The sequence below is a fragment of the Cryptosporangium minutisporangium genome (genome assembly GCF_039536245.1).
GTDB classification, from domain to species: domain Bacteria; phylum Actinomycetota; class Actinomycetes; order Mycobacteriales; family Cryptosporangiaceae; genus Cryptosporangium; species Cryptosporangium minutisporangium.
Genome location: NZ_BAAAYN010000026.1, coordinates 54094 through 70917, shown reverse-complemented (window position 1 = coordinate 70917; position 16824 = coordinate 54094). Strand labels below are relative to the sequence as shown.

12 protein-coding genes are annotated in these 16824 nt (G+C 71.4%); 11 read left to right on the top strand and 1 reads right to left on the bottom strand.

The genetic code is table 11. The features are described from left to right. Nucleotides 1-2 precede the first annotated feature (2 nt). Complete coding sequence (gene hisI, locus ABEB28_RS20855) at nucleotides 3-377, top strand: phosphoribosyl-AMP cyclohydrolase (RefSeq protein WP_345729837.1); 375 nt, start codon at nucleotides 3-5, stop codon at nucleotides 375-377. On the opposite strand, the gene ABEB28_RS20850 is transcribed toward hisI, so the two are convergent. Further along, complete coding sequence (locus tag ABEB28_RS20850) at nucleotides 354-1553, bottom strand: PP2C family protein-serine/threonine phosphatase (protein ID WP_345729836.1); 1200 nt, start codon at nucleotides 1551-1553, stop codon at nucleotides 354-356. The two genes, hisI and ABEB28_RS20850, sit on opposite strands and share 24 nt — an antisense overlap. Nucleotides 1554-1647: 94 nt before the next feature. Here ABEB28_RS20850 and ABEB28_RS20845 point away from each other — a divergent pair, with 94 nt between their 5' ends. From ABEB28_RS20845 to ABEB28_RS20800, 10 genes are all read left to right on the top strand, one after another. After that, entirely contained in the window at nucleotides 1648-3162 is a 1515-nt protein-coding gene (locus ABEB28_RS20845) for an anthranilate synthase component I (protein WP_345729835.1), read from the top strand. Then, the gene (locus ABEB28_RS20840) at nucleotides 3159-3755 is read left to right on the top strand and encodes a Trp biosynthesis-associated membrane protein (RefSeq protein ID WP_345729834.1); all 597 of its coding nucleotides are present in this window, start codon (nucleotides 3159-3161) and stop codon (nucleotides 3753-3755) included. The genes ABEB28_RS20845 and ABEB28_RS20840 overlap by 4 nt, the downstream gene beginning before the upstream one ends. Nucleotides 3756-3945: 190 nt before the next feature. Beyond that, entirely contained in the window at nucleotides 3946-4758 is an 813-nt protein-coding gene (trpC, locus tag ABEB28_RS20835) for an indole-3-glycerol phosphate synthase TrpC (protein ID WP_345729833.1), read from the top strand. Nucleotides 4759-4875: 117 nt separating this feature from the next. Continuing rightward, nucleotides 4876-6096 carry a tryptophan synthase subunit beta gene (trpB, locus tag ABEB28_RS20830; protein ID WP_345729832.1) on the top strand — a complete coding sequence of 407 codons (1221 nt, stop codon included), beginning with the start codon at nucleotides 4876-4878 and terminating at the stop codon, nucleotides 6094-6096. 1 nt (nucleotide 6097) lies between these two features. Next, on the top strand, nucleotides 6098-6892 hold the full coding sequence (gene trpA / locus ABEB28_RS20825) for a tryptophan synthase subunit alpha (RefSeq protein ID WP_345729831.1): 795 nt from the start codon (nucleotides 6098-6100) through the stop codon (nucleotides 6890-6892). Between the two features lie 203 nt (nucleotides 6893-7095). After that, nucleotides 7096-7740, top strand: a complete 645-nt coding sequence (locus ABEB28_RS20820) for a VanZ family protein (protein WP_345729830.1) — start codon at nucleotides 7096-7098, stop codon at nucleotides 7738-7740. 69 nt (nucleotides 7741-7809) lie between these two features. Further along, a complete protein-coding gene (gene lgt / locus ABEB28_RS20815) occupies nucleotides 7810-8850 on the top strand; it encodes a prolipoprotein diacylglyceryl transferase (protein ID WP_345729829.1) in 1041 nt (346 codons plus the stop codon). Between the two features lie 521 nt (nucleotides 8851-9371). After that, nucleotides 9372-13937 carry a glutamate synthase large subunit gene (gene gltB / locus ABEB28_RS20810; protein ID WP_345729828.1) on the top strand — a complete coding sequence of 1522 codons (4566 nt, stop codon included), beginning with the start codon at nucleotides 9372-9374 and terminating at the stop codon, nucleotides 13935-13937. Continuing rightward, on the top strand, nucleotides 13930-15396 hold the full coding sequence (locus ABEB28_RS20805; RefSeq protein WP_345729827.1) for a glutamate synthase subunit beta: 1467 nt from the start codon (nucleotides 13930-13932) through the stop codon (nucleotides 15394-15396). Before gltB ends, ABEB28_RS20805 begins: the two co-directional genes overlap by 8 nt. A gap of 95 nt (nucleotides 15397-15491) precedes the next feature. Then, complete coding sequence (locus ABEB28_RS20800; protein ID WP_345729826.1) at nucleotides 15492-16811, top strand: sensor histidine kinase; 1320 nt, start codon at nucleotides 15492-15494, stop codon at nucleotides 16809-16811. The last annotated feature ends 13 nt before the right edge of the window (nucleotides 16812-16824 follow it).

Here is a 16824-nt window from a genome sequence, read left to right as displayed (position 1 = left end):
GGATGACCGCACCTGCCCGTCCCTCGCAGCTCGACCCGGAGATCGCCGCGCAGCTCAAGCGCGACGCCGACGGCCTGGTGACGGCGGTGGTCCAGCAGCACGACACGGGCGAGGTGCTGATGGTCGGCTGGATGGACGACGAGGCGCTGCACCGCACCCTCACCACCGGTCGCGCCACCTACTGGTCGCGCAGCCGGGGTGAGTACTGGGTCAAGGGCGAGACCTCTGGGCACCGCCAGTGGGTGCGGTCGGTCGCGCTCGACTGCGACGGCGACACGCTGCTCGTCGGCGTCGACCAGGAGGGCGCGGCCTGCCACACCGGCGACCGCACCTGCTTCGACGCGAAGGTTCTGCTAGCGGCACCACTCGACGAGTAGCACGGTTGCGTCGTCCTGCAAGTGTCCGTGCTGGTGGTCCAGGATCGTCCGGATCAGGCGGCGCAGCGTCTCCGGGGCGGGCAGCGCGTCGGCGTCCCGCCGGATCACGAAGTCGACCAGCCGGTCCAGGCCGAATTCGGCGCCGTCTTCGTCGCGTGCCTCGGTGACGCCGTCGGTGTAGAAGAGCAGCCGGTCGCCGGGCTCCAGCTGCACCGATCCGAGTTCGGTCGGCCGCAGGACCCCGACCCCCATCGGCAACCCCGGCTTGAGCCAGAGCGTCTTCACCCACTTGCCGTCCCGGATCAGGACGGGCGGCGGGTGGCCGCGCAGCACCCACTGCAGCCGTCCGCTGCCCGCGTCGAAGTGCGCCAGGACGCCGGTGACCAGCTCCGGCGGCCCGAACCGCGCCTCGACGGCGCGGTCGATCGCGTCGCCCAGCTCCACCAGCCCGAGGCCGGCCCGGCGTCCCTGCCGGTACGCCGCCGCGGCCAGCCCGACCACGACGGCCGAGTTCAGGTCGTGCCCGGCCGCGTCGAACAACGCCAGGTGGACGCCGTCGTCGACGACGCCGTAGTCGAACGTGTCACCGGCCACCTGGTAGGCCGGCTCCAGCGCCCCGGTGACCACGATCCGCTCGGTCGAGAACGTCAACGGCGGCAGCAAGCCCCACTGCATCTCGGCGGAGAGGCTCATGTCGTCCCGCCGGGTCAGCTCGACCAGCGTGTCGCTGTACGCGCGTTTGCTGACGACCAGCAGCGCGACCAGCGACGCCAGCCGCCGGGCCCGGCGGGCGATCACCGGATCGAGCCGGTGCCGTGCGTCGGCGTCCACGGTGAGCCGTAACACCCCGAGGCGCTCACTGCCGTCCAGCAGCGGGAGCCACATCTGGCAGCGGCCGTCCTCGATTCCCACGGTACGCACCTGGTTCCGCCGGAAGACTCGCCCGATCGACGTCGTGTCGACGGGTAGCCGTTCGTCCGGCCGGATCGGGCCGCGAATCCGGCCGCGCGGCACCCGCACCAGGTTCACCTGCTGCAGGTCGGCCAGGTAGAGCGCTGGATCGTGCAGCCCGACCGGTGCCGCGTGCTCGGCGATCAGATCGATCAGGTCCTCGGGATGGCACCGGTGGGAGTCGTGCAGCAGGCCGTCGAACATTCCCTCACCGAGGTCGCTCACTCCGGCTCCTCTCCGACGTTCCGCCCAGGGGGTTACCCGGCTCGCAGGCAGTTACCCGGCTGCTGTGAGGGCCCACGTCGGCCACAATAGGGCGGTGACTACTGGCACCGACGGCACGTTCAGCCCCGACCGCGACGAGTTCGCCCGCCTGGTCCGCGACCGGCGGGTGGTCCCGGTGACCCGACGCCTGCTCGCCGACGGCGAGACCCCGGTCGGGCTCTACCGCAAGTTGGCCGGTGGACCGGGCACGTTCCTGCTCGAGTCCGCCGAACACGGGGGCGTCTGGTCGCGCTACTCGTTCGTCGGGGTACGCAGCGTCGCGACGTTGACCAGCCGCGACGGCCAGGCGCACTGGCTCGGCGACCCGCCGCCGGGGCTTCCGGTCGACGGCGACCCGCTGGCCGCGCTGGGCGAGGTCGTGCAGGCGCTGGCGTCGCCGGTGCTTCCCGGCCTCCCGACGCTGACCGGTGGGATGGTCGGTTACCTGGCCTACGACATCGTCCGGCGGATCGAGAAGCTGCCGAGCAGCGGCATCGACGACCTGGAACTGCCCGAGCTGGGCATGATGCTCGCGACCGACCTCGCCGCGCTCGACCACACCGACGGCTCGCTGCTGCTGATCGCCAACGCGATCGTGCCCGCCGAGGCCTCGTCGGACGAGGTGAACGAGGCCTACTTCCGGGCGGTCGGCCGGTTGGAGTCGATGACGACCGCGCTGTCCCGGCCGACGCCGCACAGCGTCTCGACGATGAACCCGGTACGGGTCGGCCAGTTCCGCAGCCGGATGCCCGAGGGCGACTACCCGAAGGCCGTCGAGATCGCGAAGGAGGCGATCCGGGCCGGCGAGTGCTTCCAGATCGTCCCCAGCCAGCGGTTCGAGGTGACGACCGAGGCCGACCCGCTCGACGTCTACCGGGTGCTGCGCGCCACCAACCCCAGCCCGTACATGTACCTGCTGCGGTTCGACGGGTTCGACATCGTCGGCTCGTCGCCGGAGGCGCACGTCAAGGTCGCCGACGGCCGGGCGTTGCTGCACCCGATCGCCGGTACCCGCTGGCGGGGCGGCACGCCGGAGGAGGACGCCCGGTTGGCGGCCGAGCTGATCGCCGACCCGAAGGAGCGGTCCGAGCACGTCATGCTCGTCGACCTCGGACGCAACGACCTCGGCCGGGTCTGCCGGCCCGGCACCGTCGACGTGGTCGACTTCATGGAGATCGAGCGCTACAGCCACGTCATGCACATCGTGTCGACGGTGGTGGGGGAGATCTCCGCCGGACGTTCCGCGTTCGACGTGCTGACCGCGACGTTCCCCGCCGGGACGCTCACCGGGGCGCCGAAGGTGCGGGCGATGGAGATCATCGATTCGCTGGAGCCCACTCGGCGGGGTCTCTACGGCGGCACGGTCGGGTACCTCGACTTCGCGGGCAACCTCGACATGGCGATCGCGATTCGCACCGCGCTGATGCGCGACGGAACCGCGTACGTACAGGCCGGCGGCGGTGTGGTGGCCGACTCCGATCCGCTCGCCGAGGAGCGCGAGTCGCAGAACAAGGCGGCCGCGGTGCTGTCGGCGATCGCGACCGCCGAGACGCTCCGGGCCGCCCGATGAGCGGTCCCGACCCCGCGGACCCGTCCGACCCACCGGCCCCGTCCGATCCGGCCGGTGGCCGGGGCGCGGGCGCGCCGCGGCGAGGGCTGACGGTCGCGGTGCTGACCGCGGTCGCCGGAGGGGCCGCCGGGTACTTCGCGACCGGCCGGGTGTGGGCGTCGGCCACCGTGGAACGCGTCGCACCGCTGCCGCCGGAGACCGTCCACACCACCGGGCGCGACCTCGTGCCGTGGGCGGCGGCCGCGGCGCTGGTGGGGGCCGCGGGCGGGCTGGCGCTGCTGGCCACCCGTGGCCGCGGCCGGCTCGCGGTCGCGGTCCTGCTGGGCCTCGCCGGGATCGCGACGGCCGTCGGTGGCGTGCGCGGTCTGACCGGCGACAGCACGTTCGGGTGGCCGCTGCTCTGCGTCGCCGGTGGGGCGCTCGTGCTCGCGGCCGGCGTCGTGGCGCTGGCCCGCGGACGCGGCTGGGCCGCGATGGGCGCGCGGTACGACGCCCCGTCCCCGCGGGCGAAAGCACCCGCCGCGGTCGGCCCGGATGCGCCACCCACCGCGCTGTGGGACGCCCTCGACCGCGGTGACGACCCCACCCGATGAGAGCCTGATCCATGGACCGCTCGGCAGCAGGGGCAGCTCCAACGATCCGTCGGCAACGCCCCGGAATCTGCTGTGAATTGGGGGATTTGTACGGCGGTGAGCCGTGTAAAGGGCACCCGGAGTCACCCCGGATCCATCCGGTCTGGCACTCTCGTTACGATTCCGCCATGGCACCACGGGATGGAGCCGCATGACGAGCGCGCTGGACGAGATTCTGGTCGGGGTCCGAGCCGACCTCGCCGACCGCGAGAGCCGCGTCCCGTTCGAACGGGTCAAGGAGCTTGCTGCCGCGGCCCGGCCGGCACGGGACGCCTGGGCGGCGTTGCGTGCGCCCGGCGTCGGCGTGATCGCGGAAGTGAAGCGAGCCTCGCCGTCCCGCGGTGCGATCGCTGACATTCCCGACCCCGCCGCACTGGCGAGTGACTACGAGGCCGGGGGAGCCCGGTGCATCAGCGTCCTCACCGAAGAGCGCCGCTTCGGCGGTTCGCTGGCAGACCTGGACGCGGTCCGCGCGGCCGTCGAGGTTCCGGTGCTGCGCAAAGACTTCATCATCTCGACGTATCAGGTGCACGAGGCCCGTGCGCACGGCGCCGACCTGGTGCTGCTGATCGTCGCCGCGCTGGAGCAGAACGTCCTGATGGGGCTGCTCGAGCGCGTCGAGTCGCTGGGCATGACCGCGCTGGTCGAGGTCCACACCGAGCAGGAGGCCGACCGCGCGCTGGAGGCCGGCGCCCGGGTGATCGGCGTCAACGCCCGTGATCTGCGGACGCTCGACGTCGACCGGTCGGTCTTCGAGCGGATCGCGCCCGGCCTGCCGTCGCAGGTCGTCAAGATCGCCGAGTCGGGGGTCCGCGGCCCGCACGACCTGATCTCGTACGCCGCGGCCGGGGCCGACGCGGTGCTGGTCGGCGAGGGCCTGGTCACCGACCGGAGCCCGCGTCAGGCCGTGGCCGACCTGGTGACCGCGGGATCGCACCCGGCTACCCCGCGCAGCCCTCGCTGAGCCGATGGCCACCACGTACCGCACGGGGGACGACAGGGCACGTCCCGACGGGAGACGATGGCGTCGCGGCTGAGGTCGTCCGCCCACGCCGTTCGTTCCCGAAGGATTTAGCTCACCATGACCGTTCTGCCTGACAAAACTGGACACTTTGGCCCCTTCGGTGGTCGATTCGTCCCGGAAGCCCTGATTGCCGCCCTGGACGAGCTCGACGCCGAGTACACGAAGGCCCAGTCCGACCCGGAGTTCCGCGCCGAGCTGACCCGCCTGCTCGACGACTACGCCGGACGGCCCAGCCGGCTGTACGACGCGACTCGGTTCTCCGAGGTCGCCGGCGCCCGCATCCTGCTCAAGCGGGAAGACCTGAACCACACCGGCGCGCACAAGGTGAACAACGTCCTCGGCCAGGCGCTGCTCACCCGCCGGATGGGCAAGAAGCGCATCATCGCCGAGACCGGTGCCGGCCAGCACGGCGTCGCCTCGGCCACCGCGGCGGCGCTGTTCGGCCTCGAGTGCACCGTCTACATGGGCGAGGTCGACACCGAGCGCCAGGCGCTCAACGTCGCCCGGATGGAGTTGCTCGGCTCGACGGTCGTCCCGGTCAAATCCGGCAGCCGGACCCTCAAGGACGCGATGAACGAGGCGTTCCGCGACTGGGTCACGAACGTCGACACCACGCATTACCTCATCGGCTCGGTCGGGGGTCCGCACCCGTTCCCGGTGATCGTCCGCGATTTCCAGAAGATCATCGGTGAGGAGGCGCGCGAGCAGACGCTGGCGCTCGCGGGCCGGCTGCCCACCGCCGTCTGCGCGTGCGTCGGCGGCGGGTCGAACGCGATCGGCATCTTCCACGCCTTCCTTCCCGACGCCGACGTCAAGCTGTTCGGCTTCGAGGCCGGCGGCGACGGCGTCGACACCGGACGGCACGCGGCGACGCTGACCGGCGGCGCGCCGGGCGTCCTGCACGGTGCCCGCTCGTACGTCCTGCAGGACGAGGACGGCCAGACCATCGAGTCGCACTCGATCTCGGCCGGCCTGGACTACCCGGGCGTCGGGCCGGAGCACGCGTACCTGCACGACAGCGGCCGGGTGAACTACCAGCCGGTCACCGATGCCGAGGCGATGGAAGCGTTCCGCCTGCTCTGCCGCACCGAGGGCATCATCCCGGCGATCGAGAGCTCGCACGCGCTCGCCGGTGCGCTGCGGATCGCCAAGGACCTCGGCCCCGACGCGACGATCCTGGTGAACCTCTCCGGGCGCGGTGACAAGGACGTGGCCACCGCGGGTCGGTGGTTCGGATACCTGGACGAGCAGGACGTCGAGAGCAGCGAGGGCCGCTGAGATGAGCGTCTCCGAGGTGTTCGCGAAGGCCAAGGCCGACGGCCGCGGTGTGCTGGTCGGTTATCTGCCGGTCGGGTTCCCCGACGTCCCGGGGTCGCTGGACGCGATGAAGGCGATGGTGGACGCCGGGGTCGACGTCGTCGAGGTCGGCGTGCCCTACTCCGACCCGGTGATGGACGGGCCGACGATCCAGGCCGCCGCCGAGCAGGCGCTGCGCGGCGGCGTCCGGGTGAAGGACGTCTTCAAGGCCGTCGAGGCGGTCGCGTCGGCGGGCGCACCGGCGCTGGTGATGACGTACTGGAACCCGGTCGAGCGATACGGGGTGGAGCGGTTCGCCGCGGATTTGGCGAACGCGGGTGGGGCCGGGCTGATCACGCCGGACCTGATCCCGGACGAGGCCGAGCCGTGGCTCACCGCGTCCGAGGCGCACGGACTCGACCGGGTGTTCCTGGTCGCGCCGTCGTCGACCACGGCACGGATCGCCTCGACGGTCGCGGTGTGCCGCGGGTTCGTCTACGCCACTGCCGTCATGGGGGTCACCGGGGCTCGGGAGTCGACGAGCGCGGCGGCGCCGACGCTGGTGGAGCGGGTCCGGGCGGCCACCGACCTACCGATCGGCATCGGGCTCGGCGTCTCGAACGGGGCGCAGGCCGCCGAGGTGGCCGGGTACGCCGACGGGGTGATCGTCGGGTCCGCTCTGGTGCGGTGCCTGCTCGACGCGGACGACCGCGCGGCCGGCCTCCGCGCGATCGCGGCCCTCTCCGCCGATCTGGCCGCCGGAGTGCGCCGCCGATAGTGCACGGCCCGCCGAGGGGCGAGCCTGACAGGCGAGCGAGCCTCGTCATGGCAGCAGCCCGAGGCCACGGCCTCGGCTCGCTCGACCGTCAGCCTCGTCCTCGGCGGGCTCCAGGTCAGAACCAACGCGCGCTACGCGCGGGTCCGATCGGTGGCGCGCGGAATCGGTGTGTGAAAGCGCAGTCCAGAGGGGAGTGTCCCTCCGTGACCAGCGTGACGCGCCCGAAGCCAGAGCCCGCCGTCGGCTGGGCCTCCACCCCCTCGACCCCCTCGACGAGCCGCGCGATCGACCGCTTGCGGACCCGGGTCCTCGCCGCGCCCTCGACCAAGTCCGGTAGTCGCTGGAAGACCCGGACGAAGCCCACCCCCGCCGAGCCCACGCCGCCGAAGACCGCGACTCCGCAGCGACGCCCGTTCCTGCGGATCGGACCGCTGCTGCTGCTCGTCGTCTACCTCGCGATCGCGGCCGCGATCACGCTCGGCCCCGGTGACCCCGAAGCCGCGGCCGGCGCCGCCGCCAGCGACAACTTCACGCCGTTCGCCGAGATCAACCGCTCGCTGGAGGACGGTTCGCTGCGCTCGCTGGCCCAGGTGCTCGGCAACGCGCTGCTGTTCGTTCCGTTCGGGTTGCTCGTCCCGCTCACGTTCCCGCGACTGCGCGTCCTCACCGCGGTGCTGGCGGCGGCGGCGGCGTCCGCGTGTGTCGAGTTGGTCCAGCTCACCCACATCGCCGGGCGAATGTTCGATATCGACGACGTGATCCTCAACGTGGGCGGTGCGATCCTCGGCGGTCTCCTGGTCGCGACGTGGCGTGGGCTGACGGCTCTGGTGCGGTGGGTCCGCCGCTGATCCCACCCGTTCGGCGCGAGTGTGCCAGCCGGGCTCAGCATCCTGGGCGACATGGCTTAGCGTGGGCGCGTGACCCTCGCTTCGCTCCCGAGCCCGACCACGAGCGTCTGGCACGTCGGGCCACTCCCGCTCCGTGCGTACGCGCTGTGCATTCTCGCCGGCGTCCTCATCGCGGTGTGGGTGTCCGATCGGCGGCTCCGGGCACGGGGCGGCCCGCCCGGGGTGATCGTCGACATCGCGGTCTGGGCGGTGCCGTTCGGCATCGTCGGCGCGCGGATCTACCACGTCATCACCTCGCCGGATCACTACTTCGGCACGGACGGCCAGCCGCTGGACGCGTTCAAGATCTGGGAGGGCGGCCTCGGTATCTGGGGCTCGATCGCCGGTGGCGCGCTCGGTGCCTGGATCGCCTGCCGCCGGATCGGGCTGCCGCTGCGCATCCTCGGCGACGTCGTGGCGCCGGGCATCGTCCTGGCCCAGGCGGTCGGCCGCTTGGGCAACTGGTTCAACAACGAGCTCTACGGGCGCGAGACGACGCTGCCGTGGGGGCTGCGCGTCCACGCGATGGGGGCGGACGGCCGCTCGGTCGGCGAGCTGCCCGGCACCTACCACCCGACGTTCCTCTACGAGGCGCTCTGGTGCATCGGGGTGGCGGTGCTGCTCATCGTCGCCGAGCGGAAGTGGCGGCTCGGGCACGGCCGGGTCTTCGCGCTCTACGTCATGGGGTACACGGCCGGCCGGGCCTGGATCGAACACCTGCGGATCGACGAAGCGCACGAGCTCCTCGGGCTACGGTTGAACGAGTGGACCGCGATGGTGTGCTTCCTCGGCGGGTTGCTCTGGTTCGTCACCCACCGCGGAGGGCCGGAGCGGCTGGCGGTGCAGGAGGACGGCCGGCTGGCGGTCCTCGACCCGGACTCCGGCACCGCCGAGGACGTCCGAGCGAAGGACGTCCGGGCCGAGGACGCCGAATCGTCGGACCCGGATACCCCGGACGACGGGCCGGACGGGACGACCGCGGAGGCGCGAACGGGCGCCGACGCTTCGGCGGCCACGCGCGTCGCGTCCCCCGAGAAGGCCGAAACCGACCCGAAACCTGAGCGGGACTGACCGAGGAGCGGCTCCGGGTGCGGATTCCGCACCCGGCCGCCGGCCCGGGGCCCCGCCGGGGTCTGGACCAGCGGGGTCAGTGCGCGGGATCGGTGTTTATGCGCCCGACGTCGGGCATAGTAGAAGGATCGCGCCCCGCGGACCGGCCCGACAGAGCCTCATCCGGGGAGACCAGGGCGGTTCTGGAACGTCCGGGGGCGCGCGAATACCGGGAAATAGGTCTCGTTGGGGGAGGAAATCGCTGATAGGAGGTCCGTGCTCGCGGCGGACAGGAACGGTTGATCGCTGACCGGCCGTCGCCTCGCAGAGCCCTGGACCGACTACTTGCCCGGAAGTGACTGCATTACCGGACGGCGTTGCGCGCCGCGCCGGTGAGCTTGTTCACTTCAGGACATGTTACCGGCGGGTCGCCACATGTGTAACCTCTAGGAAACCTGGGCCGACGTCGTCCCGCTTCGACCTTTGCCCGCCGATCGTGCAACCAGCCGATCCGCGCGGCCGACGACGGAAGGAGCCCGCGCGTGAATTTCTCTGCGCTCCCCCCGGCTCAGGGGCTCTACGATCCCGCGAACGAACACGACGCCTGTGGTGTCGCGTTCGTCGTGGACGCCAAGGGCCGTCGCTCGCATCGGATCGTCGAGCAGGGAATCACCGCGCTGGCCAACCTCGACCACCGCGGTGCCGCCGGTGCCGAGGCCAACTCCGGTGACGGCGCCGGCTTGATGCTGCAGATCCCGCACGCCTTCCTGCGGGAGGTCGTGGAATTCCCGCTCCCCGAGGCCGGCGCCTACGTCGTCGGTAACACGTTCCTGCCCGCCGACGCCGATGACCGGGCCCGCGCGATCGAGCTGATCGAGCGGGTCACCGTCGAGGAGGGCGTGACCCCGCTCGGCTGGCGTACGGTCCCCACCGACAACGACGGCGCCGACATCGGCCCCACCGCCCGTGCCGTCGAGCCGCACGTCGCCCAGTTCTTCTTCGCCGACAGCGTCGTCGGTGACACCCAGCCCCGCACCGGTCTCGACCTGGACCGGGTCGCGTTCGTGATCCGCAAGCGCGTCGAACGCGAGTCGCGTGAAGCCGGCATCGCCGTGTACTTCCCGTCGCTGTCCGCGCGCACCCTGGTGTACAAGGGCATGCTGACCACCAGCCAGCTGCCGCTGTTCTTCCCGGACCTGCTCGACCCGCGGGTGGAGAGCGCGATCGCGCTGGTTCACTCCCGGTTCTCCACGAACACGTTCCCGTCCTGGCCGCTGGCCCACCCGTACCGGTTCATCGCCCACAACGGCGAGATCAACACCGTACGGGGCAACCGCAACTGGATGCGGGCCCGTGAGGCGCTGCTGCGCTCGCCGCACACGACCGAGCTGTTCGGCGGCGACATCGAGCGCATCTTCCCGATCTGTACCCCGGGCGCCAGCGACTCCGCGACGTTCGACGAGGTGCTCGAGCTGCTCCACCTCGGTGGCCGCTCGCTCCCGCACGCGGTGCTGATGATGATCCCGGAGGCCTGGGAGAACAACACCGCGATGGACCCCGCGCGGAAGGCGTTCTACCAGTTCCACGCGTGCATGATGGAGGCCTGGGACGGCCCGGCCGCGGTCTGCTTCACCGACGGCACGCTGATCGGCGCGGTGCTCGACCGCAACGGCCTGCGCCCGGCGCGTTGGTGGAAGACGAAGGACGACCTCGTCGTGCTCGCCAGCGAGGCCGGTGTCCTCGACATCGATCCGGCCGACGTGGTGGCGAAGGGTCGCCTCCAGCCGGGCCGGATGTTCCTCGTCGACACCGAGGCCGGCCGGATCGTGGCCGACGACGAGATCAAGGCCGAGCTGGCCGGCGCCGAGCCGTACACCGAGTGGCTGCACGCGGGCCTGATGGACCTCGCCGACCTGCCCGACCGCGAGCACGTCACGTACGGCCACGAGTCCGTGCAGCGGCGCCAGCAGACGTTCGGCTACACCGAGGAGGACCTGCGGGTCCTGATCACCCCGCTCGCCCGCACCGCAGGCGAGGGCCTCGGCTCGATGGGCACCGACACCCCGATCGCCGTGCTCAGCAACCGGCCGCGGATGCTGTTCGACTACTTCAAGCAGCTGTTCGCCCAGGTCACCAACCCGCCGCTGGACGCGATCCGGGAAGAGATCGTCACCGCGGTCAGCAACATGATCGGCCCGGAGCAGAACCTGTTGGAGCCGGGTCCGGCGTCGAGCCGGCTGATCAAACTGCCGTTCCCGGTGATCGACAACGACGAGCTCGCGAAGATCGTCCACATCAACGACGACGGCGACAAGGCCGGCTTCCAGGCCGTCACCGTCTCCGGCCTGTACCGCGTGAAGGACGGCGCGGCGGGCATGAAGGCCCGGCTCGAGCAGATCTTCCAGCACGTCTCCGAGGCGATCGAGGACGGCGCGCGGCTGATCGTGCTCTCCGACCGCGACTCGACGCGTGACCTCGCCCCGATCCCGTCGCTGCTGCTCACCGCCGCTGTGCACCACCATCTGGTGCGGGAGCGGACGCGGACGCAGGTCGGTCTGATCGCCGAGTCCGGTGACGCCCGCGAGGTGCACCACATCGCGCTGCTGCTCGGCTTCGGCGCCTCCGCGGTCAACCCCTACCTGGCGTTCGAGTCGATCGAGGACATGACCTCGAACGGCGAGCTGGCCGGGATGGACCCGCAGAAGGCGATCCGCAACTACGTCAAGGGCCTCGGCAAGGGTGTCCTCAAGGTGATGTCGAAGATGGGCATCTCCACGGTCGCGTCCTACACCGGCGCCCAGGTGTTCGAGGCGATCGGCCTCTCCCAGGAGTTGGTCGACCAGTACTTCACCGGGACGACCTCCACCCTGGGCGGCATCGGGCTGGAGACGATCGCGGCCGAGGTCGAGGCGCGGCACCGCCGGGCCTGGCCGGAGAACGTCACCGAGCTCGCCTACCGTCGGCTCGAGGTGGGCGGCGAGTACCAGTGGCGCCGTGAGGGCGAGGTGCATCTCTTCAACCCGGAGACGGTGTTCCTGCTCCAGCACTCCACCCGTAGCCGGCAGTACGAGGTCTTCAAGAAGTACACCTCGACCGTCGACGAGCTGGCGGCCCAGTCCGGCACGCTGCGCGGGCTGTTCAAGCTCAAGACCGGCGAGCGGCCCCCGGTGCCGATCGAGGAGGTCGAGCCGGTCTCGGAGATCGTGAAGCGGTTCAGCACCGGTGCGATGAGCTACGGCTCGATCTCGATGGAGGCGCACCAGACCCTCGCGATCGCCATGAACCAGCTCGGTGGCAAGTCGAACACCGGTGAGGGCGGCGAGGACGCCGAGCGGCTCTACGACCCGACCCGGCGCAGCGCGATCAAGCAGGTCGCCAGCGGTCGCTTCGGCGTCACCAGCGAGTACCTGGTGAACGCCGATGACATCCAGATCAAGATGGCGCAGGGCGCGAAGCCCGGTGAGGGCGGCCAGCTGCCCGGCCACAAGGTCTACCCGTGGATCGCCAAGACCCGGCACTCGACGCCCGGCGTCGGCCTGATCTCGCCGCCGCCGCACCACGACATCTACTCGATCGAAGACCTCGCACAGCTCATCCACGACCTGAAGAACGCGAACGACGCGGCGCGGGTCCACGTGAAGCTGGTCGCGGAGATCGGCGTCGGCACGGTGGCGGCGGGTGTGTCGAAGGCGCACGCCGACGTCGTCCTCATCTCCGGGCACGACGGCGGAACCGGTGCCGCGCCGCTGACGTCGCTCAAGCACGCGGGGGCGCCGTGGGAGCTCGGCCTGGCCGAGACCCAGCAGACGCTGCTGCTGAACAACCTGCGGGACCGGATCGTCGTGCAGGTCGACGGCCAGCTCAAGACCGGCCGTGACGTGGTGATCGGAGCGCTGCTCGGCGCCGAGGAGTTCGGTTTCGCGACCGCTCCGCTGGTGGTCAGCGGCTGCATCATGATGCGCGTCTGCCACCTCGACACCTGCCCGGTGGGCGTGGCGACGCAGAACCCGGTGCTGCGGGAGAAGTTCAGCGGCAAGCCGGAGTTCGTCGTCACGTTCTTCGAGTACATCGCGGAGGAGGTCCGGCAGTACCTCGCCGAGCTGGGCTTCCGCTCGATCGACGAGGCGGTCGGCCACGCCGAGCTCCTCGACGTCTCGGGCGCGATCGATCGGTGGAAGGCCGACGGACTCGACCTCTCGCCGATCTTCGCGGTGCCCGAACTGCCGGACGGCGCGTCGCGCAAGCAGATCGTGGAGCAGGATCACGGCCTCGACCGGGCGCTGGACAACACGCTCATCCAGCTCTGCGAGGGTGCGCTGCTGGACGGCTCGCCGGTGAAGCTCGAGATCCCGGTGCGCAACGTCAACCGGACGGTCGGCACCATGCTCGGCTCGATGGTGACCCGCCGCTACGGCGGCGAGGGCCTGCCCGACGGGACGATCGACCTGACGTTCACCGGCTCGGCGGGGCAGTCGTTCGGTGCGTTCGTGCCGCGCGGCATCACCCTGCGGCTGTTCGGCGACGCCAACGACTACGTCGGTAAGGGCCTCTCCGGCGGGCGGATCGTCGTGCGCCCGGCGCCCGAGGCGCCGTTCGTGCCGCAGGAGAACGTCATCGCCGGCAACACGATCCTCTACGGCGCCACCTCGGGCGAGGTCTTCCTCCGCGGCCGGGTCGGCGAGCGGTTCTGCGTCCGGAACTCCGGTGCGACCGCGATCGTCGAGGGCGTCGGCGACCACGGGTGCGAGTACATGACCGGTGGCACGGTCGTGGTGCTCGGCCCGACCGGAAGGAACTTCGCGGCCGGCATGTCCGGCGGCATCGCGTACGTGCTCGACCTGGACCCGGTGCTGGTCAACACCGGGATGGTCGATCTCGAGACGCTCTCGACCGACGACGCCGCGACGCTGCGCGCGCTGATCGGACGGCACCTGGACGAGACCGGGTCGACGGTGGCCGAGGGGCTGCTGTCCGACTGGAACCGGCACGTCCGGTCGTTCACGAAGATCATGCCCCGCGACTACAAGCGGGTCCTGGAAGCGACTCGTCAGGCCCAGGCCGCCGGCCGTCCGGTGGACGAGGCGATCATGGAGGCGGCACGTGGTTGATCCCAGCGGATTCCTCAAGCACGGGCGGGAGTTGCCCGCCCGGCGTCCGGTCGACATCCGGATCCGGGACTGGAAAGAGGTCTACGAGGAGTTCCCCGAGAACAACCTGCGCACGCAGGCTTCCCGGTGCATGGACTGCGGCATCCCGTTCTGCCACAACGGCTGCCCGCTCGGAAACCTCATCCCGGAGTGGAACGACCTGGCCCGCACCGGGCAGTGGTCGCTCGCGATCGACCGGCTGCACGCGACGAACAACTTCCCGGAGTTCACCGGCAAGCTCTGTCCGGCGCCCTGTGAGGCGGCGTGCGTCCTCGGTATCGCCGACGACCCGGTGACGATCAAGCAGATCGAGGTCGAGACGATCCTCACCGCGTTCGATCGGGGCCTGGTCGCGCCGCAGCTGCCGGAGAAGCTGTCCGGCAAGAAGGTCGCGGTGATCGGCTCCGGACCGGCCGGGCTGGCGGCTGCTCAGCAGCTGACCCGGGCCGGGCACGAGGTGACCGTTTACGAGCGCGCCGACAAGATCGGTGGTCTGCTCCGCTACGGGATCCCCGAGTTCAAGATGGAGAAGTGGCACATCGACCGGCGCCTGGAGCAGATGGAGGCGGAGGGCACTCGCTTCGTCACCGGCGTCTCGGTGGGGACCGATCTCTCCGTCGCGGACCTGAAGGCCGAGTTCGACGCGATCGTGCTGGCCACCGGCTCGACGGTGCCGCGTGACCTGCCGGCTACCGGCCGGGAGCTCAAGGGCATCTACGCGGCGATGGAGTACCTGGTGCCGGCCAACCGGGTGGCGCTCGGGGCCTCGCCGGCTGACGTGCCCGGCCACGTCGACGTCCGCGGTAAGCACGTCGTGATCATCGGCGGCGGTGACACGGGGGCGGACTGCCTCGGCACCGCCCACCGGCAAGGCGCGAAGAGCGTCACCCAGCTGGAGATCATGCCGCAGCCGCCGGCGTCGCGGGCCGGCTCGATGCCGTGGCCGACCTACCCGATGCTGTACCGGATCACCTCCGCCCACGAGGAGGGTGGCGACCGCGTCTACGCGGTCAACACCGAGAAGTTCGTCGGGGACGCCGAGGGCAACGTGACGGGGCTCGTCCTGCACGAGGTCGTGTCCGAGGGCGGGCGGTTCGTGCCGGTCGAGGGCAGCACCCGGGAGATCCCGGCCGAGGCCGTGTTCCTCGCGATGGGGTTCGTCGGCGTCGAGAAGGGGCCGCTCTACGACGAGCTCGGCGTCGAGATCGACGAGCGGGGTCGTGTGGTGCGGGACGCGAACTGGAAGACGACGGCGGACGGTGTGTACGTCACCGGCGACGCCGGCCGGGGACAGTCGCTGATCGTCTGGGCGATCGCGGAGGGTCGCGCCGCGGCCGCCGCGGTCGACAAGCACCTGGCCGGAGAGACGTTCCTCCCGGCTCCCATCGCTCCCACCACGATGGCGCTCACCGCACGGTAACTCGCACTACCGCCGAGGGCCGCTCCCGCGAGGGGCGGCCCTTCGCGTGGTCGGCGCGATGGTCCCGGCGTGACCGGTGACCGTAGGCTCTGACCATGGCCGGGTTGTCGTCCTATGTCGTCGGGCTCTGGGATGCGGCGGTCCGCGCACCGATCAAGCCGGTGCAGGCCCGGCCGTGGTGGCCCGGCCACGGCTGGCGTCGCTGGGCACTGATCGCCTTCTGGGTGCTCGCGTCCGTCGGGTTGACCGCCGGGACGATCGCCGAGCTGGTGCTGGCGCTACGGGTGCCTGCGCTGGTCGCACCGTTCCTCGCCCTGGCGCTCGCGCTCCCGGTGGTGGTCGCGCCGCTGCGTCCGCTGCTCGCCTGGCGGATCATGGTCGTCGGAGTCCTGCTGACCCCGCTGGCGGTGGTGCTCGGCCCTCGGTCGGACGCGGTCTGGCCCTGGCCGGTGAACGCCTGCGTGGCGATGCTGCTGACGCTCGTCATGGTCGGGGCGTCGTCGCCGCGCCCGGTCTGGGTGGGCGCCGGTCTGCTCACCACCGGCGCGGTGTTCGCGTTCGGCGCGGTGGCCGGGATGCCGTTCTGGATGGGCTACATCCTCACCGCCGCCGCGTTCGCCGGGCTGCTGTTCGGCGACGCCACCGGCGGCCGTCGCAGCGTCCAGGCCCGCCTGGACGAGCAGCGTGCCCTGCGGCGGCAGGACCTGGCCCGCCAAGCCGTTCTCGAAGAGCGTGGCCGGATCGCCCGTGAGCTGCACGACGTCGTCGCGCACCACATGACGATGATCGCGATCCAGGCCGAAGCCGCGCCGCTGAAGGTGCCCGACGTGCCGCCCGCGGCCGCGGAGATCTTCGCCGCGATCAACCGCGCCGCGCGCGAGGCCCTGACCGAGACCCGCACGGTCGTCGGCCTCCTGCGCTCCGACGACGACACGGCCGAGCGTGCGCCGGCGCCCGGTCTGGAGCTGCTCGACGACCTGGTGGAGCGGGCTCGTTCCACCGGCCTCACGGTGCGATCCGACGTGGTGGGGGTACCGCGGCCGCTCTCGGCCGCCGTCGACGTCTCCGCCTACCGGATCGTCCAGGAGGCGCTCAGCAACGCCTCGCGCTACGCGCCCGGTAGCGCCGTGCGGGTCGAGGTCCGCTACGGGCCGCAGGCCCTGCACCTCGCCGTCACCAACACCGCGGCGGACGCCCGGCAGCAGGCCGAAGCCCGGAGCGCCGTCGCCGACCGCGCCTCGCTCGGCGGTGGACACGGGCTGGTGGGCATTCGAGAGCGGGCCACGATGCTCGGTGGCCAGATGAGCGCGGGCCCGCTCCCGGACGGCGGGTTCGCGGTGACCGCCGTACTCCCGACCGGGGACACCCCGGTGACGGCGGCCGAGCCGGGCACGGTGGGGTCAGCCGCGGGCTGAGGAACCGGTCAGC